This is a genomic window from Streptococcus sp. A23 (assembly GCF_043674155.1).
Taxonomy (GTDB): Bacteria; Bacillota; Bacilli; order Lactobacillales; family Streptococcaceae; genus Streptococcus; species Streptococcus suis_V.
Window position 1 is genome coordinate 96,872 of record NZ_JBIMJP010000004.1, and the last position, 24,219, is coordinate 121,090.

Consider the following 24,219-nt stretch of genomic DNA (forward strand, 5'->3'; position numbering starts at 1 on the left):
GAGGATGAAGGAGCAGAGATGACAAAATTGATTTTTATGGGAACGCCTGAGTTTTCAGCGACTGTTTTGAAAGGTATTTTGGCAGAGGGCTCCTATGAGGTTTTGGCGGTGGTGACCCAGCCTGACCGAGCGGTTGGGCGCAAGAAAACCATCCAAATGACACCGGTCAAGCAGGTGGCCTTGGAGTACGACTTGCCTGTTTACCAGCCGGAAAAATTATCAGGCAGCCAGGAAATGGCGGACATTATGGAATTGGGAGCGGACGGAATTGTGACAGCGGCCTTTGGTCAATTTTTACCGATCAAGCTGCTGGACTCTGTTGACTTTGCGGTCAATGTCCATGCCTCGCTCTTGCCCAAGTACCGCGGTGGCGCGCCCATTCATTATGCTCTTATCAACGGAGATGAGCGTGTCGGAGTGACTATTATGGAAATGGTCAAGGAAATGGATGCGGGTGACATGATTTCAAGCGACAACATTGCCATTGAAGAGACAGATAATGTCGGCACCCTTTTTGAAAAACTAGCGGTGGTCGGTCGTGACCTGCTCTTGAAAACCTTACCGGGTTATATGGCTGGCGACATCAAGCCGGTGGCACAAGACCCTGAACAGGTGACCTTCTCGCCCAATATTCAGCCTGAGGAGGAAGTTTTGGACTGGGCCAAGTCTGCCCGCCAGATTTTTAATCAGATTCGTGGTATGTATCCTTGGCCGGTTGCCCATACCTATTGGCAGGGAGGGCGCTTTAAAATTCAGGAGGCTTTGGAAGTGGAAGGGTCTGGCAGACCAGGTCAGGTCATTGAAAAGACTAAGAAAACACTGGTCATCGCCTGTGGCAGCTCTGCTATTTCCCTAAAAACCGTTCAGCCAGCGGGCAAGCCCAAGATGACGATTGCGGACTTTTTGAATGGGGCTGGCCGTGAGATTGAGGTAGGAGATGTCTTTGGTGAACAGTAAGCAAACAGCGCGTGGACTGGCTCTGGCGGTCTTGACAGAGGTCTTTGAACAGAGAGCCTACTCCAATATCGCCCTCAACAAGGCCTTGGAAGGAACCAACCTGTCAGCCCAGGACAAGGGGCTGGCTACGGAATTGGTCTATGGTACGGTGTCACGAAAAATTACGCTGGAATGGTATCTGGCCCACTTTATCGATGACCGGGACAAGCTGGACAACTGGGTTTATTACTTGCTCATGCTGAGCTTGTACCAGCTGCTTTACTTGGACAAATTGCCTGTCCATGCCGTGGTCAATGAGGCGGTGGAGTTAGCCAAGCGTAGCAAGGGAACGGACAAATTTGTCAATGCCATCTTGCGGAAAATCAGCCAGGCGGACCTGCCTGACCCAGCTAGTATTAAGCGGAAGAACAAGCGTTTGTCAGTTCAATATTCTGTCCCAGTCTGGCTGGTTCAGACCTTGGTTGCGGAATATGGTGATGAGAGGGCGGAGAAGATTTTTGCCAGCCTGCACCAGCGTAATAAGGCTAGTGTCCGTGTAACAGATACTAGCTGTCTGGATGATTTGCAGGCAGCATTGGGAGCGGAGCGGTCGCACTTGTCTCCTGTTGGCCTAGTCAAGTCCCATGGACATTTTGCTGGGACGGAGGCTTTCAAGTCCGGTCTTTTGACCATTCAGGACGAGACCAGCCAGCTGGTGGCTCCGACCTTGCAACTTGAGGGCCATGAAGTCGTACTGGATGCTTGTGCGGCACCTGGTGGTAAGACCTGCCACATGGCGTCTTACCTGGATAGTGGGAAAGTGGTGGCCTTGGATTTATATGACCACAAGCTGGCTCTTATCCAGGAAAATGCGGACCGCCTGGGCCTTTCCGATAAGATTGAAACTCAAAAATTGGATGCCAGTCGGGTGCATGAAGTCTTTGGTCCAGATAGTTTTGACAAGATTTTGGTGGATGCTCCCTGCTCCGGCATCGGGCTTATCCGTCGTAAGCCAGACATTCGCTATAATAAGGCTGGTCAGGATTTTGAAGCATTGAAAAAAATACAGCTGCAGATACTGGACAGCGTTTGCCAAACCATTAAAAAAGGTGGTATAATAACCTATAGCACATGTACCATTATTGCAAAAGAAAATCAGGAAGTTCTTCGAGAATTTTTAGACAGTCATCCTGATTTTGAACAAGTTGCATTAACACATCCAGAATCATCAATTGTGACAGATGGAATGATACTGATTACCCCTGAACTTTTTCAGACAGATGGCTTTTTCATTGGTCAGCTGAGAAGACGATTCTAGAAAAGGAGGCTGTTGCTTAGCAACAAGAAACTTATGGAAATTGCATTACTTACAGATGTTGGACAAAAACGATCAAATAACCAGGATTATGTCAATCGTTATGTCAACCGAGCAGGAATTGATTTGATTATTCTAGCAGATGGACTAGGAGGTCATCGCGCAGGCCATATTGCTAGTGAAATGACAGCCACAGACCTTGGTGCTGCCTGGGTAGATACTCAAATTATGACCCTCAACGAAGTCCGTGAATGGATGGTTGACATCATTGAGCAGGAAAATCAAAAGATTTATCAATTGGGTCAGACCGAAGAATACAAGGGCATGGGAACAACCTTAGAAGCGGTTGTGGTTATTGACAATCAGATGATTTATGCCCATATCGGGGACTCTAGAATCGGTATCGTTCATAATGAAGAATATGAACGCTTGACCAGTGACCATTCCTTGGTTGGAGCTCTTATGCGAGCGGGTCAATTGACAGAAGAAGAGGCGCAGAACCATCCTCAGAAGAATATTGTGACCCAGTCCATTGGTCAGGCGGACCCGGTTGAACCAGATATTGCCTTGAAGACCTTGGAAGTTGGGGATTACGTGTTAATCAACAGTGATGGCTTGACCAATATGGTCTCGACAGAGGATATTCGCGATATCCTCTTGAGTGATGTTTCGTTGGAAAGCAAGGCAGAGACCCTGGTTCGTTTCGCTAATAATGCTGGCGGTTTGGACAATATCACGGTTGCCATCCTTCATATCACGGAGGAGGCTAACTAATGATCCAAATCGGTAAGATTTTTGCCGGTCGGTATCGGGTCATTCGGCAGATAGGCCGAGGAGGAATGGCTGATGTCTACCTGGCAAAGGATCTGATTTTGGATGGTGAGGAGGTTGCTGTAAAAGTTCTCCGGACCAATTACCAGACAGATCAAATTGCTGTTCAACGTTTTCAGCGTGAAGCCAGAGCCATGGCTGATCTCAATCACCCAAATATCGTACGGATTACGGATATTGGTGAGGAAGATGGTCAGCAATACCTGGCCATGGAATATGTTAATGGCCTGGACTTGAAGCGCTATATCCAGGAAAATTCACCCTTGGATAATGATGATGCGGTCCGTATCATGGGGCAAATCTTGCTGGCTATCCGTATGGCCCACACCCGCGGTATTATCCATAGGGATTTGAAACCTCAGAACGTCCTTCTAACGCAAGATGGCGTGGCCAAGGTAACGGATTTCGGGATTGCGGTTGCCTTTGCAGAGACCAGTTTGACCCAGACAAATTCGATGTTGGGCTCGGTTCACTATCTCTCGCCAGAACAGGCGCGGGGGTCCAAGGCTACAGTGCAAAGTGATATTTATGCCATGGGGGTCATTCTCTTTGAGATGTTGACAGGACGAATTCCTTTTGATGGCGATAGCGCTGTAACCATTGCTCTCCAGCATTTTCAAAAGCCCATGCCATCTGTCCGCGAGGCCAATCCAAACGTACCGCAGGCTCTGGAAAATGTTGTCTTAAAAGCAACAGCCAAGAAATTGACAGACCGCTACAAGTCCATTGCGGAAATGTACACGGATATGGCTTCAGCCTTGTCCTACAATCGCCGCAATGAGCAGCGGGTGGTGTTGGATGAAAACAAGGTGGATTCAAAAACCCTGCCTAAATTATCCCAGGTTGCTTCAGAGAAAAAAGTAGATACACCAGTGGAGTCTTCACCAGCTCCAGTAGCAGTTGCTCCAAAAACTAAGCCGACGTCATCAGCCAAGAAGCCCAAGGCAAAAAAGAGGATTCGTACCCGCTATAAGGTGTTGATGATTGCTATTGGCCTTCTCTTGGCGGCCTTCTTCGCCATTCTTTTTAACACTCCAGCCACAGTGACAGTGCCGAATGTTGTGGGGCAAACCTTGGAAGTTGCGACGGAGGAGATTGAGACAGCCGGATTGCGCGTGGGTACGGTGACCAATGAAGCTTCGACGGAAGTCGCAGAAGGTCAAGTTATTCGGACAACACCTGCTGCTAATTCCAAGCGCAAAGAAGGTTCCCGTGTCAATATTGTCATTGCCATGGAAGAAGGTGTCAACATTCCTGATTTGTCTGGTGATGAATTGGCAAAAGCCCAGGAAAAACTAGAGGCTCTTGGCTTCAAAGTGGAAGTGGAAGAAGAGTATAGCGAGAAGGTTAAACAGGGCCGGGTGATTCGGACTAAGCCAGAATGGGAGACCAGTCAGCCAAAAGGTTCAACCGTTGTCTTGGTTGTTTCCAGAGGGGCTGAGCCAGTTGATGTACCGGATGTATCTGGACGTAGTGTGAATGATGCTACCCATGCCCTAGAAGCTGTCGGTTTGAAGGTTTCTTCGACCAAGGAAGAATACAGCGACTACTTAGAAGCTGGTCAGGTAATCGGAACAGACCCTGCAGCCAATACCAGTGTTTCTAAGGGTTCTAGCCTGGTTCTCATTGTTTCAAAAGGTCAACGACCACTCATGCCAGATTTTGGTATCTTGACGACTTCCTACTCAGATGCTAGAAAACAGCTGGAAGCTTTGGGAATTAAAAGTATTGAGCGCGTGGAAGATTCGAGTTATTCGACTAGTGAGCGAAATCTGGTCGTAGGACAAAGTCCTCTGCCAGGTCAACCTATTACTGACTCTGTCACAATTTATGTATCCATTCCTACTGTGACACCAGAGTCCAGCAGTAGCAGCACTAGCTCGACAGAAGAATCAACGACGACTAGTACGTCTTCATCAAATAATTCAGACTAAGAGGGGCATTGTCCTCTCTTTTTTCTTAAAATTCCTACCCGGGTAGGAGACAAATCCTGCTAAAATCTGTTAGAATATTGGGAGAGGATCCTTACATGAAAAAAATCCAATTTTTTATACTGATAGAGAGTATTTTGTTTACGCTGGCCTTTTTTGATACCCTAGCCAGTGAGACGGCACGGACTCTTCTCCTAATCGCAGTGATACTAATTCTATTCTGGTATATCACAGGCAGAAAGGGGCTTAATGCCCTACTAACAACGGCCCTTTCTCTCATATTTTTAGTCTTTTTCCTCAATATTTATTTCATTATCGGTGTTTTGCTGATGGTGGTCTATATTTTGGTTAATTTCTTTTCACGCTATGAGAAGCAGTACCAGTATTCCCAGATAGTTCTGGGGGACCAGCATATTCAATCCCAGCATCAAAAGTCCCAGTGGTTTGGTCATAAAGATCATTCCCAGGACCAGTATGGTTTTGAGGATATCAATATTATCCGCCTGTTTGGCAATGACGTTGTTGACCTGGATCAGACGGTTCTAATTGGTCGGGATAATGTGGTTGTTATCCGTAAGACTTTTGGTAAGACTAAAATTATCATTCCTATTGATGTCGAGCTATCCCTGTCTGCCTCTAGTCTGTATGGACGTGTCTATTTTTTAGGCGATGCACATTGGGATTTGCGAAATGAGAGTTTTTCGATTGCGACCCCTGACTATTCTTCTGCCAATAAGCGGGTCAAGGTTGTCATCAATAGCCTCTATGGCGATGTGGAGGTCGTGCGGGTATGATGAAGAAAGGAACGCTATTTTTTCTCATTTGGTATGCCGGGCTGATTGTTATCGTCATCCTTGCCTCAGTCCTTCCCTTGTTGGGCTATTCCTTATTTGACATGTCCTTTTGGACGGCCAATGACCAGCTCTATGTGACCTTGATTTCGCTCCTGATACTCTTGACAATCTTTCTATCTATCTTAGTTCAGACGGTCAGTTTCCTATCCACGCAGACCATGAGAATGAAGATTAAGCAAATCAGCAATCACCAGCCCATTAGGGTTGATAGCGACGAGGACCAACTGCTCCTACACCTATCTGAGAAAATGCGCAGTTTGACCAGGCAGGTCCAATTGATTGACAACCAGGACCTAGTCAAACGGGAAGCAATTGTCGAGGGGGAGCGCAAGCGAATTGCCCGTGACCTGCATGATACGGTCAGCCAGGAACTCTTTGCGACCAGCATGATTTTATCAGGTCTGGCATCAAATCTGTCCACCATACCGAAAGAAACCCTGCAAGAGCAGCTGGTCTTGGTCAAGGACATGATTGAGTCGGCCCAGCGGGATTTGCGGATTTTGCTCCTGCACTTACGACCTAGTGAGCTGGAAGGTAAGACCCTGGTTGAAGGTTTTGATGTGATTCTGCGGGAAGTCAGCGACAAGAGTAGTATCCAGGTCCACTTCCAGCATGAAGTGGAAGAATTGCCTAAGCTGATAGAAGAGCACCTCTTCCGCATTGCCCAGGAGATTATTTCCAATACCTTGCGCCATGCCAAGGCCAAGCAACTGGATGTCTACTTGATTCAGAAGGAGACAGAATTACAGCTTAAAATGACAGATGATGGCATTGGTTTCCAGCAGGAAGATGATGGGGAGCTCAGCTATGGCCTCCAAAACATCCGCGAGCGGGTGGAAGATATGGCAGGGACTATCAAGATTCGGACGGCTCCTAACAAGGGGGTTGCCATTGATATTCGTATCCCACTACTGAAAGGAAAAGAAGATGAAGACGATTCGAGTGATGCTGGTTGATGACCACGAGATGGTCCGACTAGGATTGAAAAGTTATTTAAATTTACAGGCTGATGTGGAGGTTGTCGCAGAAGCCAGCGATGGCGAGGAAGGCTTGGCTAAGGCACTGGATTTGCGTCCAGATGTGGTTGTTATGGACCTGGTCATGCCCAAGATGACAGGGGTAGAGGCGACTCTGGCCCTCTTGAAGGAATGGTCGGATGTCAAGATTGTGATTTTGACTTCTTATTTGGACAATGAAAAAATCTATCCAGTTCTTGAGGCTGGTGCCAAGGGCTATATGCTCAAAACCTCTAGTGCAGACGAGATTCTCTCTGCCATTCGCAAGGTGGCGCGTGGGGAATTTGCCATTGAAACAGAAGTGGAGAAGAAGGTCGAGCACCACAAGCGTTATCCAGACCTGCATGATGATTTGACCGTACGTGAACGGGAGATTTTGGCCCTGCTTGCCAAGGGCTATGATAATCAGCGGATTGCGGATGAATCCTTCATTTCCCTCAAAACGGTGAAAACCCATGTTTCCAATATCCTGTCTAAACTAGCTGTCAGCGACCGGACCCAGGCTGTCGTCTATGCCTTTCAACATGGACTGGTGGCACAGGATGAAGATTAGTGATATAATGGTAGGCAGTCATACTCAATGAAAAACAAAAGTGGGGGAGAATAGATGGACGCAAAATTAAAATACAAGGCCAAGAAGATTAAGTTGGTATTTTTCGATATTGATGATACCTTGCGCTTGGTGGAGACTGGATTTATTCCGGACACTATTCCGACGGTCTTTGCATCACTGAAAGCAAAAGGCATCTTGATAGGGATTGCCTCTGGTCGGGCCAAATATGGTGTTGTGCCAGAAATCCAGGCCTTGCAGCCGGATTACTTTGCTATGATAAACGGCTCTTATGTAGAAGATGCCAAAGGCAATGTCATTCGTAAGGCTCCGATTGCACCGGATTTGATTGAGAAATATATTGCTTGGACCAAGCAAGTGGGGATTGACTATGGGGTTATGAGCGCCGAAAAAGCCACTCTGTCCTTCCGTGACCAGCGGATTAGTCAGGCCATTGACCCCATTTATGATAATCTGGAGACAGACCCTGATTTTTACAAGGGCCAGGATATTTACCAAATGTGGACCTTTGAGCAGGAAGGTCAGGAAGTGGTCTTACCGGAGGAATTGCAGAGTGACTTACGCAGTGTCCGTTGGCATGCCATTTCATCAGACATTGTCCTCAAGTCTGCCTCTAAGGCAGCAGGGGTAGCCGCAATCGTTGAAAAGCTTGGTCTCAAACCAGAAAATGTCTTGGTCTTTGGCGATGGTCTTAATGACATCGAGCTCTTCCAATATGCTGGCATCAGTATTGCCATGGGGCATTCCCACCCAGAACTGCAAAAACATGCAGATTATATTACAAAAACAGTAGAAGAAGACGGCATTTTTGATGCCTTGGAGAAATTAGGTTTGGTAGAAAAAGAAAAATACTTCCCACAATTAGACTTGGAAAATGTAGAGGGACCAGTTGCCCGCATCAAGACCAATCACGGTAGCATGACCATCAAGCTCTTCCCAGAAATTGCACCAAAAACAGTGGCGAACTTTGTTGCCCTGTCAAAAGATGGTTACTATGACGGCATTATTTTCCATCGTATTATCGAGGATTTCATGATTCAAGGTGGCGACCCGACTGGTACAGGTATGGGCGGTGAGTCTATCTACGGTGAGTCCTTTGAGGATGAATTTTCTATGGAGGCCTTCAACCTGCGTGGTGCTCTTTCTATGGCCAATGCAGGTCCCAATACCAATGGCAGTCAATTTTTCATCGTGCAGAACCAGAATTTCCCTTACAATGTCAAGGAATTGGAGCGCGGTGGCTGGCCTAAGGAAATTGCGGCTCTTTATGCTGAAAATGGGGGAACACCGCACCTGGATCAACGCCACACGGTCTTTGGACATTTGATGGATCAAGAATCTTATAGGGTATTGGATACCATTGCGTCTGTAGAGACAGATGGTTCAGACCGTCCGCATGAAGATGTTGTCATCGAAAGTATTGAAATCGAGGACTAAGATGAATATTGGTGATAAAGTCAAAGGAAAAGTGACGGGCATTCAGCCCTACGGTGCCTTTGTTGAATTAGAGAACGGTCAGATTGGGCTTATCCATATTTCTGAAATCAAGACAGGCTTTGTTGATAATATCCACCATTTTATTAAAATGGGCCAGGAAGTTCTGGTCCAAGTCGTTGACTATGATGAATATTCGCACAAGGCTAGTCTATCTATGCGGACCTTGGAAGAAGAACGCCAAAAAATCCCAAGACACCACCGCTTTACCAACGACCGCTATAAGATTGGCTTTGAGCCTCTGGCCAAGGCCCTCCCAACCTGGATTGCCGAATCCAAGGAGTATTTGAAGGAAATGAAAGAAGGAAAGGTCTAGACTAGTTGCTAGTCTAGCTTTCCAATAGTAAAAAGAGCTTGGAAATCCAGGCTCTTTTGGTATATTAGTTTTCAAACTCATAGAGGGTAGTTGACAGATAGCGTTCACCGTTGTCAGCCAGGATAGCCAAGACTTTTTTGCCAGCTCCTAGTTCCTTAGCGACTTCAATCGCAGCATGAATAGCAGCGCCAGAAGAAATACCGACCAGGAAACCTTCCTGTCCGCCGATAGCGCGGCCGGTTGTCAGAGCATCATCTGATTTGACGCGGACAATGCTATCGTAGGCAGCGGTATCCAGGGTGTCTGGGATGAAGCCAGCTGAAATTCCTTGAATCTTGTGCGGACCAGGTGCTTCACCAGAGAGGACGGCAGACTCATCTGCTTCCACAGCGTAAATTTTTACATCGGGATTGGCTGCCTTAAGGACATGAGAGACACCGCTGACGGTACCACCAGTACCCACGCCTGACACAAATGCATCCAGACCAGTTGGTCCAAAGTCCTCCAAAATTTCTTGTCCTGTTGTATCTTCATGAACTTTTGGATTGGACGGGTTGGCAAATTGGAAAGGTACCCAGCCATTTTGTGCTTCAGCGATTTCATTGGCCTTGGCAATGGCACCCTTCATCCCCTCGCTACCTGGTGTGAGAACTAGCTCAGCTCCGTAGGCTTGGATAATTTTACGACGCTCAATGCTCATGGTTTCAGGCATGACGATGATGACCTTGTAACCTTTTGCAGCTCCAACCCAAGCCAAACCGATACCAGTATTTCCGCTTGTAGGCTCAACAATCGTATCACCAGGCTTGATAGTGCCGGCCTTTTCAGCATCTTCAATCATTGCCAGAGCAATGCGGTCTTTGACAGAAGAACCAGGGTTGAAGGCCTCCAGTTTGACATAGACATCCGCAGCACCTTCAGGGACAATGTTATTGAGTTTGATAATCGGTGTTTTTCCGACAAGTTCTGTAATCGATTGATAAATAGCCATTGCTAATACCTCCAAATATAGTTACTTCTAGTATATACCAAGTCCCAGCCAATGTATAATATAAAAAAACTATCGTTATGATAGCTTTTTTTAATGAACAGAAACTTCGACAATTCTTGGCTCAGTCTCTTGGCTTGTGACCTTGCCATGGTAAAATTCGGTCAGACTAGTCAGAGTCGGCGCAACCAGTTCCTTGTCAACATAGATCATGGTTTGAACTTCCGTTGTAAATTGGGTATCGTGTTCTTCCAGTCCCAACTCAGCCCGCCAGTTGGCAAATTCCTGGTACTGGGCATAGGAAAGGGTGATAGAAATGCCTTTTTGCTCCTTGACTTCAACAACGCCGATTTCCTTGACGGCCTTGGACACGGCTCCAGCATAAGCCCGAATCAGCCCACCGGCACCCAATTTGATACCTCCAAAATAGCGGGTCACAACCGCTGCGACATTGGTCAGTTCATGATTTTCCAGCACTGTCAGCATGGGAACACCCGCTGTACCAGAAGGCTCGCCGTCGTCCGATGATCGCTTGATTTCCATATTTTCGCCAAGGATAAAGGCAGAGCAGTTATGGTTGGCCTTGTAGTGCTCTTTCTTAATACCGTTGATAAATTCTCTGGCCTCTTCCTCGGTTGTCACCCGTTTCATAAAGCAAATAAAGCGGGATTTCTTAATCTCTTCTTCGACAATACCGTCTTCTTTAATGGTCTTAAATTCTTTCATACCAAAATTATACACGTTTTTCCAAAAACTGACAAAAATTTCCGAATAAATAAGTGATGAAAGAATTAGAAAATTATTATGGACGACTGTTTACCAAGTATCAATTGACGGCTGAAGAGCGCCAAGCAGCTCAGACCTTACCTAGCATGACAGAGGGGGGCGTTTGTTTTCGTTGTTCGACTGCATTTTCGGATCGCCATCGTTTGCCAAACGGGGCCTACTATTGCCGAGAATGCATCCTGCTAGGCAGGGTGCGGTCAGATGAGGAACTCTATTATTTTCCCCAGCAGGATTTCCCAGAAAATGCCTGTCTCAAGTGGTCTGGTCAGCTGACTGATTGGCAGCAGAAGATTTCAAACGGGCTCTGTGCCAATATTGAAAAAAGGCGGCCGACCTTGGTTCATGCCGTGACGGGGGCTGGAAAGACGGAGATGATTTACCATGCAGTAGCGCAAGTCATTGACCAGGGCGGAGCAGTTTGTCTGGCCAGTCCCAGAATTGATGTCTGTATCGAGCTTTATAAGCGGCTGCAACAAGATTTCGCTGTTCCCATCAGTCTCCTTCATGGCCAGTCGGATCCTTATTTTCGGACGCCGCTTGTGGTCGCTACCACCCACCAGTTGCTCAAGTTCTACCAGGCCTTTGATTTGGTCTTAATCGATGAGGTGGATGCCTTTCCCTATGCGGACAATCCCATGCTCTACCGGGCAGTAGACAATGCCGTCAAAGCAGACGGGCTCCAGGTTTTCCTGACAGCGACCTCGACGGATGAGCTGGATAGGAAGGTAAAATCCGGCCAATTAGAACGGCTCAGTTTGCCCAGACGCTTTCACGGCAATCCCTTGATTGTGCCAGAAAAGGTCTGGTTCAGCCAATTTGACCAGAGCCTGAAAAAGGACAAGCTGGTTGTCAAGCTCAAGAAAGCTATCAGAAACCAGCGAAAAACAAGTTTTCCCTTGCTGATTTTTCTGCCAGAAATTTCCAAAGGCCAGGAATTTGTAGCGATTTTGGAGCGAGAATTTCCTGATGAGAAAATCGGTTTTGTTTCTAGTCAGACGGAAAATCGACTGGAGATTGTTCAAGGTTTTCGCGACCGCACCATTACCATCCTGGTTTCAACAACGATTCTGGAGCGAGGTGTGACCTTTCCCATGGTTGATGTCATGGTAGTCCAGGCCAACCACTATCTCTATACGTCGTCCAGTTTGGTGCAGATTGGAGGTCGAGTCGGACGGTCCATGGATCGTCCCACAGGCTTGCTCCTCTTTTTTCATGAGGGTTCGACCCGTGCCATTGAAAAAGCAATCGCTGAAATCAAATTTATGAATAAGGAGGCCGGCTATGTCTAACTGCCTACTCTGTGCGGAAAGCCTGCGAACCCGCACCACATTTAGCTCTATCCTCTTTTTCCAGCAGGAGAAGCTAGGGATTTGTTCCAGCTGTCAGGCTTCTTTTAAGGAAATAGCAGAGCTCCACTGTCCGTCGTGTTATAAGTCAGGAACTTCCGATATCTGCAGTGATTGTCGGCACTGGCAGGCCAGGGGCAAACACATTGACCACAGGGCCATTTTCCAATACAATCCAGCCATGGCAGATTATTTCAGCAAGTACAAGTTTCAAGGGGACTATCTGCTCAGACAGATCTTTTCCCAGCAAATCAAGGCAGCCCTGTCAGCTTATTCGGACTATACCTTGGTTCCCATTCCCCTTAGTCCAGAGAGGTTGGAGGAGCGAGGCTTCAATCAGGTGACGGGGCTACTTGATGCAGCTGGTCTTCCATATAAAGAGCTCTTGGGCAAAATTGATAGCCAGAAACAGTCTTCAAAAAGTCGGGAGGAGCGTCTTGATGCGGAACAGGTCTTTTATTTGTTGGAGGAAGATGAGCTTCCAGAGAAAATAATTTTAGTTGACGATATTTACACAACAGGTGCCACAATCCAGCTTGCTGTGGGACTTTTCATGAAAACTGGTCAGAAAGAAATCAAAACATTTTCACTTTCACGTTGAGAAAACGGTTGCAATATTTTATAAATGTGTTATAATGATAGTGAAGAAAGGCGAAAGCCAAGAAAGAGGTACTAATATGATTAAATTCAGTATTCGTGGAGAAAACCTTGAAGTTACAGATGCACTCCGTGCCTATGTAGAAGAGAAAGTTGCTAAGATTGAGAAGTACTTTAGTGCAGACCAAGAGTTGAATGCCAAGGTAAACTTGAAGGTTTACCGTGACAAGCGTGCTAAGGTTGAAGTGACTATCCCTGTTGGTGGTGTAACCCTACGTGCAGAAGACATTTCACAAGAAATGTATGGCTCAATCGACCTTGTCGTAGACAAGATTGAACGTCAAATCCGTCGTAATAAGACAAAAATCGAGCGCAAACACCGTCAAAAAGTGGCTACTGGTCAAGTCTTTACAGACGAGTTGGTAGAGCAAGCTGAAGAAGAAGTAAAAGTAGTTCGTACTAAGCAGGTAGACTTGAAACCAATGGATATGGAAGAGGCGGTTCTTCAATTGGAATTGCTTGGACATGACTTCTTTATCTACACAGATGCCAATGATGGTACTACCAATGTCCTTTACAAACGTGAAGATGGCGATTTGGGACTCTTGGAAGTGCGTCAGTAATTCTCAGAACTTGTATTCACAGTTCAGTATCTTTAGCTAAGGCTAGTTTTCTGCCACTCATCGTTCGTTTTTCTCGAAATACAGTCAGTATTCCATCAAAAAACGGTCTTGATTTGTAAAAAAAACTATCTCTCATCTAAATCTACCTTACTTGTAAATACTGTTTCTTATATAAACGAATAGGAGAGGAGGGCAACCTTCTCTCTTTTGCCATGACGGGTGACGAAAGGACTAGCTATGCAGTTTTTAGCAGAATTAATTGGAGGGTGGCTCTTGGAATTGCCAGTTTTTGAGCCAGAAAAACAGGCGCCCTTTGGCAGTCGTTACTGGTTGGGCTGGCTCGGAATCTTGTTTCATCTGGTCCTGGTCGGCTTGCTTGCTTTTATCAGTTTCTTTAGCCTAGCTAAGCTGCTGAAAGACTTTCATCTGGGCCATATGATTCTTGCTACCTTCCTCCTTGGGCTTGCGCTCTTTTCGCTTTGGCGACTGGGCAAATACCTGGTCAGGATGTGTCGCGCAACCAACTATTATTGGAAGAGGAAATAGAAAGCATCAGCTTGAGCTGGTGTTTTTTTGATGCCTGGGGAGGGAAATTCGGTTTCAATTATGCTATAATAGGGAGATAATATTTGTTAGGAATGAATGTTGAATAGGAGCATGGATGAGTAGGATGATGCCGGGGCGGACTCGCCAGGAAGGAATTGATTTATACGAATCGGGTCAGTTGAGAGTCGTTGAGAGCGAGCTGGGAAAGATGACGCTGGAAATTGCCGGGGAGTTGTTTTCCTATAGCGATGACGATAGTGAGCTTAATTGTAGCTGTCTGCTATTTCAAAACAAGGGCTACTGCCAGCATTTGGCTGCTACGGAGTATTTTTTGAAGAATGATAAGGCTGGTCAGACCCTCAAGGAGGAGGGCAGCCATCAGAAGGAGACCGCTAGGCGAACCTACTTTGACGGCTTGTTTTTGGATGAAATTTTACCGCTTCCGCTTGATTTGGGTATCCAATACCAATTGGCGGTGGAGGGGCAGTTATTGGCCTATGACCGCCAGATTGACTGGACCCTCAAAATCGGTCGTTTGCCAGACCAGCGTTACTATATTATTCGCGATATTGGGGCCTTTTTGAAGGTGGTCAAAACCAATGGCCAGTATCAAATCGGTAAAAAATACTTTGAGCATGTGTCCTTTGATCATTTTGACCCGGCAAGTCAGGCTCTTCTGGAATTTTTATGGGTCCTGGTGCCTGAAAAAGCCCGCCTGGACTCGGAAGTCTTGGTTCATTTCGGTCGTCATTTTCGCCTGCCCAAGTCTCACTTTGAGGAGGGGCTGGAATTACTGGGGGACTTGGATGAATTTCAACTGACCCACCAGCAGACCAGCTACTCACAGTTGACCATTAAACACCTAACGCCAGAAGACGGTCTCTTTTGTTTTGAAGTAACGGTTCATATGGATATGATTGAAATGGTGATTCATGAAGAGCCTGTCCGCCAGCTCTTTTATGGAAGTTACCTACTCAAACATGGTACTATCTATAGCCTGAATCACCAGCAGGAAAATCTGCTGATGCGGATCAATGATCTGGTTCCGACTGAATCAGGCCTACGCAAGGTTCAAGTGGATTTTCAAGATCAGGGCAAATTGGCCCTTAGTTTATTGGAACTGCAAAAATTGGGGAAAGTCAAGGCACCCAAACGCTTTGCCATTGAGGATTTTCAGCCGGAATTCCATCTGGGCATGGAGGCAAGTGGTCGCTTGACCCTGCAGCTGGTCTTGGATTTTTCAGGTCGCAAGGTTGCCTCGCAAGAGGAGCTGGACTTACTACCTTTTACAAGTCATTTTCAACATCTGGAAGCTGTCCACCAGGCGATCAAGCTAGCAGGCTTTCATGGGAAATTCCTGGCCTACCGCCAGCCCTTGGTCCAGACCGAATGGTATACCTTCTACAAGGAACATCTAGCCCTGTTGGAAAAAATGGGTAAGGTTTACCTGGACCAGCAGTTAGAAAATAATCTTATTCAGGCCAAGCCAAGTCTTGAAATCGTGAAAAATGGTTCCTTGTTGGACATTTCCTTTGACTTGACAGGCATTGATCAATCCGAGGTGGATCAGGCCATCCAGGCCCTCTTAAACCAGGAGGACCACTATACCAGCCCAAGTGGCAAGTTGCTGGTCTTCGACGAAGAGGCCTTGCGCATCAGCCAGACTCTGACCAATCTCCGAGCTAAATTTGGAAAGGGGCAGACCCTTCATTTGGATGCCTTGAATGGTTTCCGATTGGCTCAGCAATTGTCAGGCTTGGACCAGGTTCATTTTTCGGAAGAATTTCAAACCATGGCGGCTCATTTGGCGGCACCAGATACCTTTCCTCTTCCCCAACAGCCCCTTAATCAGCAACTACGGGATTACCAAGAGACAGGCGTCAAATGGCTTTCCATGCTCAACCATTATGGTTTCGGGGGCATTCTGGCAGATGATATGGGTCTAGGGAAGACCCTGCAAACTATTGCCTTCCTGTCAGGCCATCTGAAGTCAAGTTCCAAGGTTTTGATTTTGGCTCCATCTAGTTTGATTTATAACTGGCAGGAAGAATGTGCCAAATTTGCGCCGGACTTGGAAGTGGCAGTGGTCTATGGCAATAAGGACCACCGGGAAAAGCTTATCAATGAGGACCATCAGGTCTATGTGACTTCCTACCCATCCTTCAGACAGGATTTTGACCTCTATAAAGAAGAGCAATTTGATTATTTGATTTTGGATGAAGCCCAGGTCATGAAAAATTCCCAGTCAAAAATTGCCCAGCTTCTGAGAGAGTTTGAGGTAGGGAATTGTTTTGCCCTGTCTGGTACGCCTATTGAAAATCACCTGACTGAGCTTTGGTCTATTTTCCAGATTGTCCTACCAGGCCTCCTGCCAGGTAAGCAGGAATTTAGCAAGATGACTTCCCAGGAAATTGCCCGTATGATCCAGCCCTTTGTCCTCAGACGGCATAAGGAAGAGGTTCTGGATGAATTGCCAGATTTGATTGAGGTCAATGTCCTAAATGAATTGACAGATGAGCAAAAGGTCATCTATCTGGGGCAACTCCAGCAAATGCAGTCCAAGGTGTTGGGAGCAGATGATGCCCAGATTAACCGCAATAAGATTGAAATCCTATCAGGCATTACCCGTCTCCGCCAAATTTGTGACACTCCCAGCCTCTTTATGGATGATTTTACCAGAGAAAGTGGTAAGCTCAATAGCCTGAGCGAGCTCCTGCAACAGCTTAAAGAGGGTGAGCATCGGGTATTGATTTTTTCACAGTTTAGAACAATGCTGGATAAGATTGAGCAGCAGCTGGATGAGTTGGGCCTGACCTCTTACAAATTGACCGGCTCGACCCCTGCTAGTCAGCGCCAAGAAATGACCCAGGCCTTTAACGCAGGTAGCCGCGATGCCTTCCTCATTTCCCTCAAGGCAGGTGGCGTGGGGCTCAACCTGACCGGTGCCGATACAGTCATTTTGGTTGACCTCTGGTGGAATCCTGCGGTGGAATCCCAGGCCATTAGTCGGGCCCACCGAATGGGGCAGACAGAAACGGTCGAATGCTATCGATTGATTACTAGGGGAACGATTGAAGAAAAAATCCTTGCCCTGCAGGAAAGTAAGAAAAATCTAGTCAAGACGGTGCTGGACGGCGAAGAAAGTCGCTCAAGTCTGACGGTTGAAGATATTCGTGACATTCTTGGTATCACAGAATAAGGCTGACAATCTGAAGCAGACTTCCTCTTGTGTGGTAAAACCCTGTGCCTTTATGATATAATGAGTAGTTGAAAGGAATGTGCTATGATAAGAGAAGAAACTCGATTTCCCATCATTTCAGACAATGAGCCCCTGATTGAGGCCAGCCCTCAGATGCTTCTCTATGAGGAGAGCGATTTGATTTCAAATATTAAGGGACCTTATCAGGACAAGGTGTTTGAAGTCAGTGGCAGTCAGGAACCAGCGGTGAAGCCTGTTCCAGAGCAGACGGAAGACGAGCTCTTGCCCCCTTTATTTGCTACCAAGAGGTCGCATTATTCCAGACGGGACCGAAATCTTCACAGACCGGTCCAGCATGCGGAGCGGAAGACCCAGGGGCAGTTAGCCAGGGAAGTAGCCAAAGAAGATATTAAAAAGAAACGTTCAGCTAGCTATTTGAAGGATGATTTTATCGGAAGCAAGCCTAAAAAAGTTCCAACTGTCCATCCTACTCCTCACAAGGAAGTGACTGGCGATCTTCTGGCCAATCTAGCTGACCGTTTGCGCCAAGAAAGCTATATTTTAGCAGATTTGCCAGAAGTCTATTCTTTGAAAAAAGAGGACCGGGTGCAGGAAAAAACATCAAGCAACCAGTCCTTTGATTTCCTCAAGAGAAGTCAGGTCTATAATTATCCGGAAAGACGTGCCTTTCGTGATAAGCAGGTTGCACAAGAACTCAATTTGACACAGATAGAAGAGGATTAAGATGACAAAAACCTATCATTTTATTGGTATTAAGGGTTCAGGCATGAGTGCGCTGGCTCTTATGCTCCACCAAATGGGCCACAAGGTTCAAGGAAGTGATGTAGATAAGTATTACTTTACCCAGCGTGGGCTGGAGCAAGCTGGAATTCCTATCCTGCCCTTCGATGAAAAAAATATTACTGCCGATGTGGAGCTGATTGCTGGTAATGCCTTCCGTCCAGACAATAACCTGGAAATCGCCTATGCGGATGCGAATGGCTACAGCTACAAGCGTTACCACGAGTTCCTGGGCCAATTCATGAAGGAATTTACTAGCCTTGGTGTGGCTGGTGCCCACGGAAAGACGTCAACTACAGGTCTCTTGGCCCATGTTATGCGCAATATCACGGATACCTCATTCTTAATCGGTGATGGTACAGGTCGTGGTTCTGCCAATGCCCAATACTTTGTTTTTGAGTCAGATGAATATGAGCGTCATTTTGCTCCATATTACCCAGAGTACAGCATTATCACCAATATTGACTTTGACCATCCGGACTATTTCACTAGCCTTGAGGATGTCTTCAATGCCTTCAATGACTATGCCAAGCAGGTTAAAAAAGGTCTTTTCCTCTATGGTGAGGATGAGGAATTGCGTAAGATTACAGCCAATGCGCCGATTTACTACTATGGTTTAGGCGATGAAAATGATTTTGTAGCCTATGACTTGCGTCCATCAACAACGGGCTCACAATTCAAGGTTCGCTATAAGGAAAAAGAATTGGGTGAGTTTCAAATTCCAACCTTTGGCAAGCATAATGTTATGAATGCGACAGGCGTCATTGCTAACCTCCATATAGCAGGTTTTGATTTAGCCTTAGTGGCTCAACATCTCAAGACTTTTGCTGGTGTCAAGCGTCGCTTTACTGAGAAAATAGTTAATGATACGGTTATCATTGATGACTTCGCTCATCATCCTACGGAAATCATTGCGACTATTGATGCCGCCCGTCAAAAGTACCCAAGCAAAGAGTTGGTTGCTATTTTCCAACCCCACACCTTTACGCGTACCATTGCGCTCCTGGATGAATTTGCAGAGGCTTTGAATGGGGCTGATGCGGTTTATTTGGCACAAATCTATGGATCAGCGCGTGAGACTGATAATGGAGAGGTCAAAGTAGAGGATCTGGCAGCTAAAATAAAGAAAAAAGGTGGACAGGTAACGGTTGAAAACACTTCGCCGCTCTTGGATCATGACAATGCAGTCTATGTCTTTATGGGGGCGGGAGATATTCAATCTTATGAATACTCATTTGAGCGTCTCTTGTCAAATTTGACACATAATGTACAATAAGAAAAGGGACAGCGGTCCCTTTTCTGATACTGGGGGAAATAATATGGAAATTCGTTTTTCGCAGCCGGGTGACTTGCCTGGTATTTTGCGGCTGGAGCAGGAAAATTTTATTCCTGAGGAGCAGATTTCAGAGCCTGTTTTGGCGGCTTATGCTGCAAATTGTAGCCAGTCCAGTCTCGTTATGATTCACGAGGGAGAAGTAGCGGCTTATTTGTTAGCCTGTCCTGCAGAAGAGAAGCTGGTGACGGATGCTATTTTTGAGCTGACAAACTCTGCTGACTTGAAAGGACGATACTTGCACATTGCTAGCCTGTCAGTGGACAATGCCTACAAGGGTCAGGGGCTTGGTACCCTACTCACGGCTGCCTTGAAAGAAGTCGCAAGGTCAAGAGATATGGAGGGGATTGCTTTAACTTGTAAGGAATATTTGCTCAACTATTATGAGCGTAATGGCTTTGAGGATATGGGACCATCCCAGTCACAGTTTGGCGGTGGCCAGTGGTTTGACATGTATTGGTCTGTGCCATAGTAGGGGGGAACCAAGGCGACTTTGGCATCAAGACTTCATTTCTGTACTTCCGCGCCAGCAATTGTTGGGACAGCGTAGAGAATGTTGTGCCTTACGAGGTGCAGGTTGGGGACGTCCTCATGCGACGGTCAACTATGTCTTTACCCATTCTCCGACTAAATTGTTTCAATATTATAAGATGATCATGCAGAAGATGGAGAAAAGAGGTTACAAGGTGTCGGCCGAATGGCAGGAGTCGACCTATCGTGGGAAGAAGGAAGCGGCTAATAGTGAGGTTGAAGAAATTCCACTGACCAGTCCTATTTATCCAGAGCATGACGCATTTTACTTGGAAGAATGTCTAGTCAATTTGCGGGACAAGGGGATTTTTCTGTAAATCATACGTTAAACACAAAAAATCAGCCCAGAGGACTGACTTTTAGGAGATTTATGAAAAATTTTAGGATACACTTATAGTATAAAGGAATTTTCAGAATATTCATCGGTCTTAGGACCGATTTGTATTATTTTTTTTGAAGGAGGAAAAAGATGATTAGACCAGCTCAGTTACAAGACATTCCATCACTGGAAAGCCTGCTTGAGGAGATTTTACAGGTTCATCATGTGGGAAGACCTGATATTTTTAGGGAAAGTGGGCAAAAATATTCGCAGGCAGACTTGACTTCCATGATTGGAAATCCAGACCAGCTAATTTTTGTCTATGAAACGGCGGGACAGGTAGTTGGGCATCTCTTTTGCCAAATTCAAGAGGCACAGAGTCAGGTATTACAGCCTGTAAAAACGCTCTTCATAGATGATTTGTGTGTGTCATCGCAGGTTCGCGGTCAGGGAATTGGTAAGGAACTCTATGCTTTTGCTCTTTCTTATGCCAAGGAAAGTGGTTGCTACAATATAACGTTGGATGTTTGGGCGGATAATACGAAGTCAGTCGCATTTTATGAGCAACTAGGGTTGAAACCGCAGAAGATACGGATGGAGGAAGTATTATAAAAGAACTCAACTATTTCAGTCGAGTTCTTTAATAAATTCTCCTATTTTTTTAACAATTTCTGTTACTAAGGCATTACCCATGAAAAACATTCGCATTTTATCAGAAACGTCAACAATAGTTCCGTCAGAAAGTTTTTTCTTAGCTGTCCAATCGTCTGGAAAGTCTTGCAGTCGTTCTGCTTCAATAGGTGTAATGAGGCGGTAACGCCCATTGACTTTTAAGAAGTGGGTAGAGCGATTGACAGTCCCCTCTGATGTTAGTATAAAAAATACCCTGATTAGTCAGGGTGTAAAAATCGCACATGCAACCTTGGAACAATATCTGAACAGCCTTACAGATAGCCTGCTCTTTTACGCAGTTCCTCGGTTTGATGTAAAAAGGCGTAGTCTCTTACAGCGTCTAGAAAAATACTACACAGTAGACCTTGGTTTTAGAAACCTATTGCTTCCAGATCATCAGGAAGATATTGGAAATATGATTGAAAATATTGTATTTCTGGAGCTATGTCGACGTTATAGCAAGGTCTATGTTGGCAATGTCGATAAGTACGAGGTGGATTTCATTGCCGTCACGGAGCAGGGGCATTTTGCCTACTACCAAGTCAGTGAAACAACTCTTGCGCCTGAAATACTTGAAAGGGAATTGCGTCCGCTGCAGAAGATTTCAGACAACTACCCCAAGTATATACTGACTATGGATACTATTCAACCCTATGCAAATTATGGCGGTATCGAGAAGATGAGCCTGCTAGACTGGTTAGTGGAGGCTAAAAAAAGAGTCACCCCTCTTTTTTTAGTTTCTTCTCATTTCTTCTAACAATTTCTGTGCTGTCTCCAGATTGCTGTGTTTTTTTTGGCGCAGGAGGTGGGCTAGGTGGTCGACCTCCTTTTCGTGGGCGCCGGCAAGCAGGGCCAGGGATTTGGCATGGAGTTTCATGTGTCCCTGTTGGATACCAGTTGTGACCAAGGCGCGCAGAGCAGCGAAGTTCTGGCTGAGACCGACAGCGGCTATGATAGAGGCTAGTTGCCGCGCCTGTGGATGTCCCAAAATAGCAAAAGCTGCCTGAACCTTAGGATTGAGGCCAATCGAACCACCGACGGTAGCGATAGGCAGGGGCAGTGTGATGGAACCTACCAGCTCCTCGCCTTGGATAGTCCATGTTGATAGACCGCGATACTGTCCGTCGCGACTGGCATAGGCGTGAGCGCCTGCCTCAACCGCCCGCCAGTCATTTCCCGTCGCAAGTACAAGGGCGTCAAGGCCGTTAAAAATCCCCTTATTGTGGGTGGCTGCCCGATAAGGGTCCACCTGAGCCAGTTTGCTGGCAAGGCTTATTTTTTTTGCCGTTTCTTGGGCAATGGCAGAGCTGATTGCTAGACTTGAGATGGCTATCCGACATTCTGCGGTCACTAGGGACTCCGTTGCATAGTTGGACAGAATCCCCATCAAGGCCTGACCTTGCGATAGAGTTTCCAAATGTTCTTTTATCCCTTCCAACATATTATTTAACATATTGGCGCCCATGGCCTCTTGGACGTCGACCCGCAAGTAAACAATCAGAAACTCATCCTTTTGCTCGACGGTAATCTTTCTAGCGCCACCGCCTCGTTTGACAATAGATGGATGTGCGTCGTTGGCTAGTTGGAGCAGTTCTTCTTCCGCCTGACCAATGAGCTGACTGGCTCTGTCCATGTCAGGAACGTCGTAGAGTGCGACTTGACCAATCATAAGGCGGTTGTGGATAGTGGTGGAAAAACCGCCCGATTTGGCAATCATTTTTCCACCTAGCGAGCAAGCGGCAACGACAGAGGGTTCTTCCGTGACCATGGGAATGCTGTAGCTGACACCGTCAACCAGCAATTCTGGTACGACCGAGAAGGGCAAGGAGAAGGTTCCAAGGTGGTTCTCAGCCATTTTTCCTGCAACGGTTTCTGGGAGATTATCATCTTGCTGGAGAATTGCAATGGTTTTCTCATCTAGCTGACGAGCTTGACCTAGCAAGTCAATGCGTTCAAGCCGCGTTTTTTTGTAATATCCTGAGAAATGGGACATGATTTCCTCTTTCTATATGAGAAAAGCACCCTGGCTTGGCCAAGGGTGCCAGTTACTGACTAGTTTTTGATATAGATTCGTCTGTGGTCTTGGATTTTAGCTAGAGCAAATGGACTTTGGTCAGCAGGAAAGTCAGCAGAAGTGCCTGTTTCGTCCAATTCAATTTCTTCAAAGAAGATTTGTTCGTATTGGTCCATGCTCAAGCGTGTCCGCTGGTTGAGCTTGTCTAGGCGGTCCATTTCCAAGTACTCTTGGTAGCCTTCGACTAGGCGGCCGCTAAAGATTTCACAGACAGCTCCGCTACCATAGCTATAAAAGAGGACTTGGTCATCTGCCTTGAGCGCTCTGCTATTTTCCAAAAGGGAAAGGAGAGAAAGGAAAATCGAGCCAGTATAGATGTTGCCGACCACCTTATTGTAAACGATGGCCTCTCGGAAGCGGTCAGAGAGGCGGGTCAGGGTTTCCTCGTCCTTGGCAATGGCTTGGAGGCCCTTGAGCCCCTGCTTTGAGAATGGGATATGCAGGCACATAGCCGCGAAGTCGCTGAGCTGTTGTCCAGTTTTCGCTTGGTAGTGGTCGAAGGTAGTAGTCAAGCAGTTAGTGTATTGTTCGGTTGAAAATTTGCCGTCAACACGCGGATATTTGTCATAGTTGGGACGCCAGAAGTCATAGATGTCGCGGGTTTGGCAGACATTGTCATTGTTGAGGACCATGATGCGTGGGTCAGCAGTGACCAGCATGGCAACAGCGCCCGCACCTTGAGTTGGTTCACCGCCTGATGCGATACCGTATTTGGCAATATCACTAGCGATGACCAGAACTTTGGAGTCAGGGAATTGGTTGATGTGGCTTTTGGCTAGGCTGAGTCCGGCAGTTGCACCGTAGCAGGCCTCTTTCATTTCGATAGACCGTGCAAAGGGTTGAATACCGAGGAGTCCATGAATAGCCACGGCTGCAGCCTTACTCTGGTCAACACTTGATTCGGTACCAACGATGACCATGTCAATAGTTGCTTTATCTTCTTCGGTCAAGATGCTAGCCGCAGCCTGTGCCCCCAAGGTCACAATGTCTTGAGTCACAGGAGCCACAGCCATTTCAGACTGGAGCAATCCGATTTTAAATTTATTAGGATCAACAGAGCGGGCTTGGGCTAAGTCAGCCAAATCTAATACAAAATCAGGTGCCGCAAAACCGATTTTATCAATACCAATATTCATAAAA

Annotated in this window: 23 protein-coding genes and 2 pseudogenes; 20 read left to right on the forward strand and 5 right to left on the reverse strand. The window is 46.5% G+C overall.

The window, feature by feature from the left end; genetic code table 11:
• Positions 1 to 18: 18 nt before the first annotated feature.
• The 9 genes from fmt (at position 19) to ACHBIE_RS03655 (ending at position 9,264) form a co-directional block, all read left to right on the forward strand.
• On the forward strand, positions 19 to 957 hold the full coding sequence (fmt, locus tag ACHBIE_RS03615; RefSeq protein ID WP_105123450.1) for a methionyl-tRNA formyltransferase: 939 nt from the start codon (positions 19 to 21) through the stop codon (positions 955 to 957).
• Positions 938 to 2,254: a 16S rRNA (cytosine(967)-C(5))-methyltransferase RsmB gene (gene rsmB, locus ACHBIE_RS03620; RefSeq protein WP_105123451.1), complete on the forward strand. Its 1,317-nt coding sequence runs from the start codon at positions 938 to 940 to the stop codon at positions 2,252 to 2,254. Before fmt ends, rsmB begins: the two co-directional genes overlap by 20 nt.
• A 33-nt stretch (positions 2,255 to 2,287) precedes the next feature.
• On the forward strand, positions 2,288 to 3,025 hold the full coding sequence (locus ACHBIE_RS03625; protein WP_105111228.1) for a Stp1/IreP family PP2C-type Ser/Thr phosphatase: 738 nt from the start codon (positions 2,288 to 2,290) through the stop codon (positions 3,023 to 3,025).
• Complete coding sequence (gene pknB, locus ACHBIE_RS03630; RefSeq protein ID WP_105123452.1) at positions 3,025 to 5,016, forward strand: Stk1 family PASTA domain-containing Ser/Thr kinase; 1,992 nt, start codon at positions 3,025 to 3,027, stop codon at positions 5,014 to 5,016. Before ACHBIE_RS03625 ends, pknB begins: the two co-directional genes overlap by 1 nt.
• 95 nt (positions 5,017 to 5,111) lie before the next feature.
• Entirely contained in the window at positions 5,112 to 5,807 is a 696-nt protein-coding gene (liaF, locus tag ACHBIE_RS03635) for a cell wall-active antibiotics response protein LiaF (protein WP_105123453.1), read from the forward strand.
• Entirely contained in the window at positions 5,807 to 6,823 is a 1,017-nt protein-coding gene (locus tag ACHBIE_RS03640; protein WP_105123555.1) for a sensor histidine kinase, read from the forward strand. Before liaF ends, ACHBIE_RS03640 begins: the two co-directional genes overlap by 1 nt.
• On the forward strand, positions 6,795 to 7,436 hold the full coding sequence (locus ACHBIE_RS03645; protein ID WP_105111231.1) for a response regulator transcription factor: 642 nt from the start codon (positions 6,795 to 6,797) through the stop codon (positions 7,434 to 7,436). Before ACHBIE_RS03640 ends, ACHBIE_RS03645 begins: the two co-directional genes overlap by 29 nt.
• Before the next feature lie 54 nt (positions 7,437 to 7,490).
• Positions 7,491 to 8,891 carry a bifunctional Cof-type HAD-IIB family hydrolase/peptidylprolyl isomerase gene (locus ACHBIE_RS03650; RefSeq protein ID WP_105111232.1) on the forward strand — a complete coding sequence of 467 codons (1,401 nt, stop codon included), beginning with the start codon at positions 7,491 to 7,493 and terminating at the stop codon, positions 8,889 to 8,891.
• Between the two features lies 1 nt (position 8,892).
• On the forward strand, positions 8,893 to 9,264 hold the full coding sequence (locus ACHBIE_RS03655; protein WP_105111233.1) for a S1 RNA-binding domain-containing protein: 372 nt from the start codon (positions 8,893 to 8,895) through the stop codon (positions 9,262 to 9,264).
• 64 nt (positions 9,265 to 9,328) lie between these two features.
• Here ACHBIE_RS03655 and cysK read toward each other — a convergent pair whose 3' ends face one another.
• Both cysK and ACHBIE_RS03665 read right to left on the reverse strand, forming a co-directional pair.
• A complete protein-coding gene (cysK, locus tag ACHBIE_RS03660) occupies positions 9,329 to 10,255 on the reverse strand; it encodes a cysteine synthase A (protein ID WP_105111234.1) in 927 nt (308 codons plus the stop codon).
• Positions 10,256 to 10,345: 90 nt separating this feature from the next.
• Positions 10,346 to 10,978, reverse strand: a complete 633-nt coding sequence (locus tag ACHBIE_RS03665) for a YigZ family protein (RefSeq protein WP_105123556.1) — start codon at positions 10,976 to 10,978, stop codon at positions 10,346 to 10,348.
• A gap of 56 nt (positions 10,979 to 11,034) precedes the next feature.
• Between ACHBIE_RS03665 and ACHBIE_RS03670 the strand changes: the two genes are divergently transcribed.
• The 10 genes from ACHBIE_RS03670 to ACHBIE_RS03715 all read left to right on the forward strand — a co-directional run bounded on the left by ACHBIE_RS03670 (position 11,035) and on the right by ACHBIE_RS03715 (position 20,945).
• Positions 11,035 to 12,327 (forward strand): DEAD/DEAH box helicase, encoded by a 1,293-nt coding sequence (locus ACHBIE_RS03670; protein WP_105111235.1) that lies wholly within the window; start codon positions 11,035 to 11,037, stop codon positions 12,325 to 12,327.
• Positions 12,320 to 12,985, forward strand: coding sequence for a ComF family protein (locus tag ACHBIE_RS03675; RefSeq protein ID WP_105123454.1), 666 nt, complete (start codon positions 12,320 to 12,322; stop codon positions 12,983 to 12,985). Before ACHBIE_RS03670 ends, ACHBIE_RS03675 begins: the two co-directional genes overlap by 8 nt.
• A gap of 76 nt (positions 12,986 to 13,061) precedes the next feature.
• A complete protein-coding gene (gene hpf, locus ACHBIE_RS03680) occupies positions 13,062 to 13,604 on the forward strand; it encodes a ribosome hibernation-promoting factor, HPF/YfiA family (protein ID WP_105111237.1) in 543 nt (180 codons plus the stop codon).
• 219 nt (positions 13,605 to 13,823) lie between these two features.
• Entirely contained in the window at positions 13,824 to 14,150 is a 327-nt protein-coding gene (locus ACHBIE_RS03685) for a hypothetical protein (protein WP_105161269.1), read from the forward strand.
• 115 nt (positions 14,151 to 14,265) lie between these two features.
• Positions 14,266 to 17,349 carry a DEAD/DEAH box helicase gene (locus ACHBIE_RS03690; protein ID WP_394732736.1) on the forward strand — a complete coding sequence of 1,028 codons (3,084 nt, stop codon included), beginning with the start codon at positions 14,266 to 14,268 and terminating at the stop codon, positions 17,347 to 17,349.
• Positions 17,350 to 17,433: 84 nt separating this feature from the next.
• A complete protein-coding gene (locus ACHBIE_RS03695; RefSeq protein ID WP_105123456.1) occupies positions 17,434 to 18,093 on the forward strand; it encodes a hypothetical protein in 660 nt (219 codons plus the stop codon).
• A 1-nt stretch (position 18,094) separates the two neighbouring features.
• A complete protein-coding gene (gene murC / locus ACHBIE_RS03700; protein WP_105123457.1) occupies positions 18,095 to 19,426 on the forward strand; it encodes a UDP-N-acetylmuramate--L-alanine ligase in 1,332 nt (443 codons plus the stop codon).
• 43 nt (positions 19,427 to 19,469) lie between these two features.
• Entirely contained in the window at positions 19,470 to 19,955 is a 486-nt protein-coding gene (locus tag ACHBIE_RS03705) for a GNAT family N-acetyltransferase (RefSeq protein WP_105123557.1), read from the forward strand.
• Positions 19,945 to 20,331: a TIGR02328 family protein gene (locus ACHBIE_RS03710; protein ID WP_269088520.1), complete on the forward strand. Its 387-nt coding sequence runs from the start codon at positions 19,945 to 19,947 to the stop codon at positions 20,329 to 20,331. Before ACHBIE_RS03705 ends, ACHBIE_RS03710 begins: the two co-directional genes overlap by 11 nt.
• A gap of 152 nt (positions 20,332 to 20,483) precedes the next feature.
• A complete protein-coding gene (locus ACHBIE_RS03715; protein ID WP_105123459.1) occupies positions 20,484 to 20,945 on the forward strand; it encodes a GNAT family N-acetyltransferase in 462 nt (153 codons plus the stop codon).
• Between the two features lie 15 nt (positions 20,946 to 20,960).
• Here ACHBIE_RS03715 and ACHBIE_RS03720 read toward each other — a convergent pair.
• Positions 20,961 to 21,209 (reverse strand): annotated as a pseudogene (locus ACHBIE_RS03720) (DNA cytosine methyltransferase); the annotation flags it as partial.
• Here ACHBIE_RS03720 and ACHBIE_RS03725 point away from each other — a divergent pair.
• A pseudogene (locus tag ACHBIE_RS03725) lies at positions 21,208 to 21,762 on the forward strand (DUF4143 domain-containing protein); the annotation flags it as partial. The pseudogenes ACHBIE_RS03720 and ACHBIE_RS03725 sit on opposite strands and share 2 nt — an antisense overlap.
• Here the strand turns inward: ACHBIE_RS03725 and ACHBIE_RS03730 are convergent.
• Both ACHBIE_RS03730 and ACHBIE_RS03735 read right to left on the reverse strand, forming a co-directional pair.
• Entirely contained in the window at positions 21,739 to 22,998 is a 1,260-nt protein-coding gene (locus tag ACHBIE_RS03730; protein WP_394732737.1) for a hydroxymethylglutaryl-CoA reductase, degradative, read from the reverse strand. The pseudogene ACHBIE_RS03725 and the gene ACHBIE_RS03730 overlap by 24 nt on opposite strands.
• 59 nt (positions 22,999 to 23,057) lie before the next feature.
• Positions 23,058 to 24,215, reverse strand: a complete 1,158-nt coding sequence (locus ACHBIE_RS03735) for a hydroxymethylglutaryl-CoA synthase (RefSeq protein WP_394732738.1) — start codon at positions 24,213 to 24,215, stop codon at positions 23,058 to 23,060.
• Positions 24,216 to 24,219: the final 4 nt, after the last annotated feature.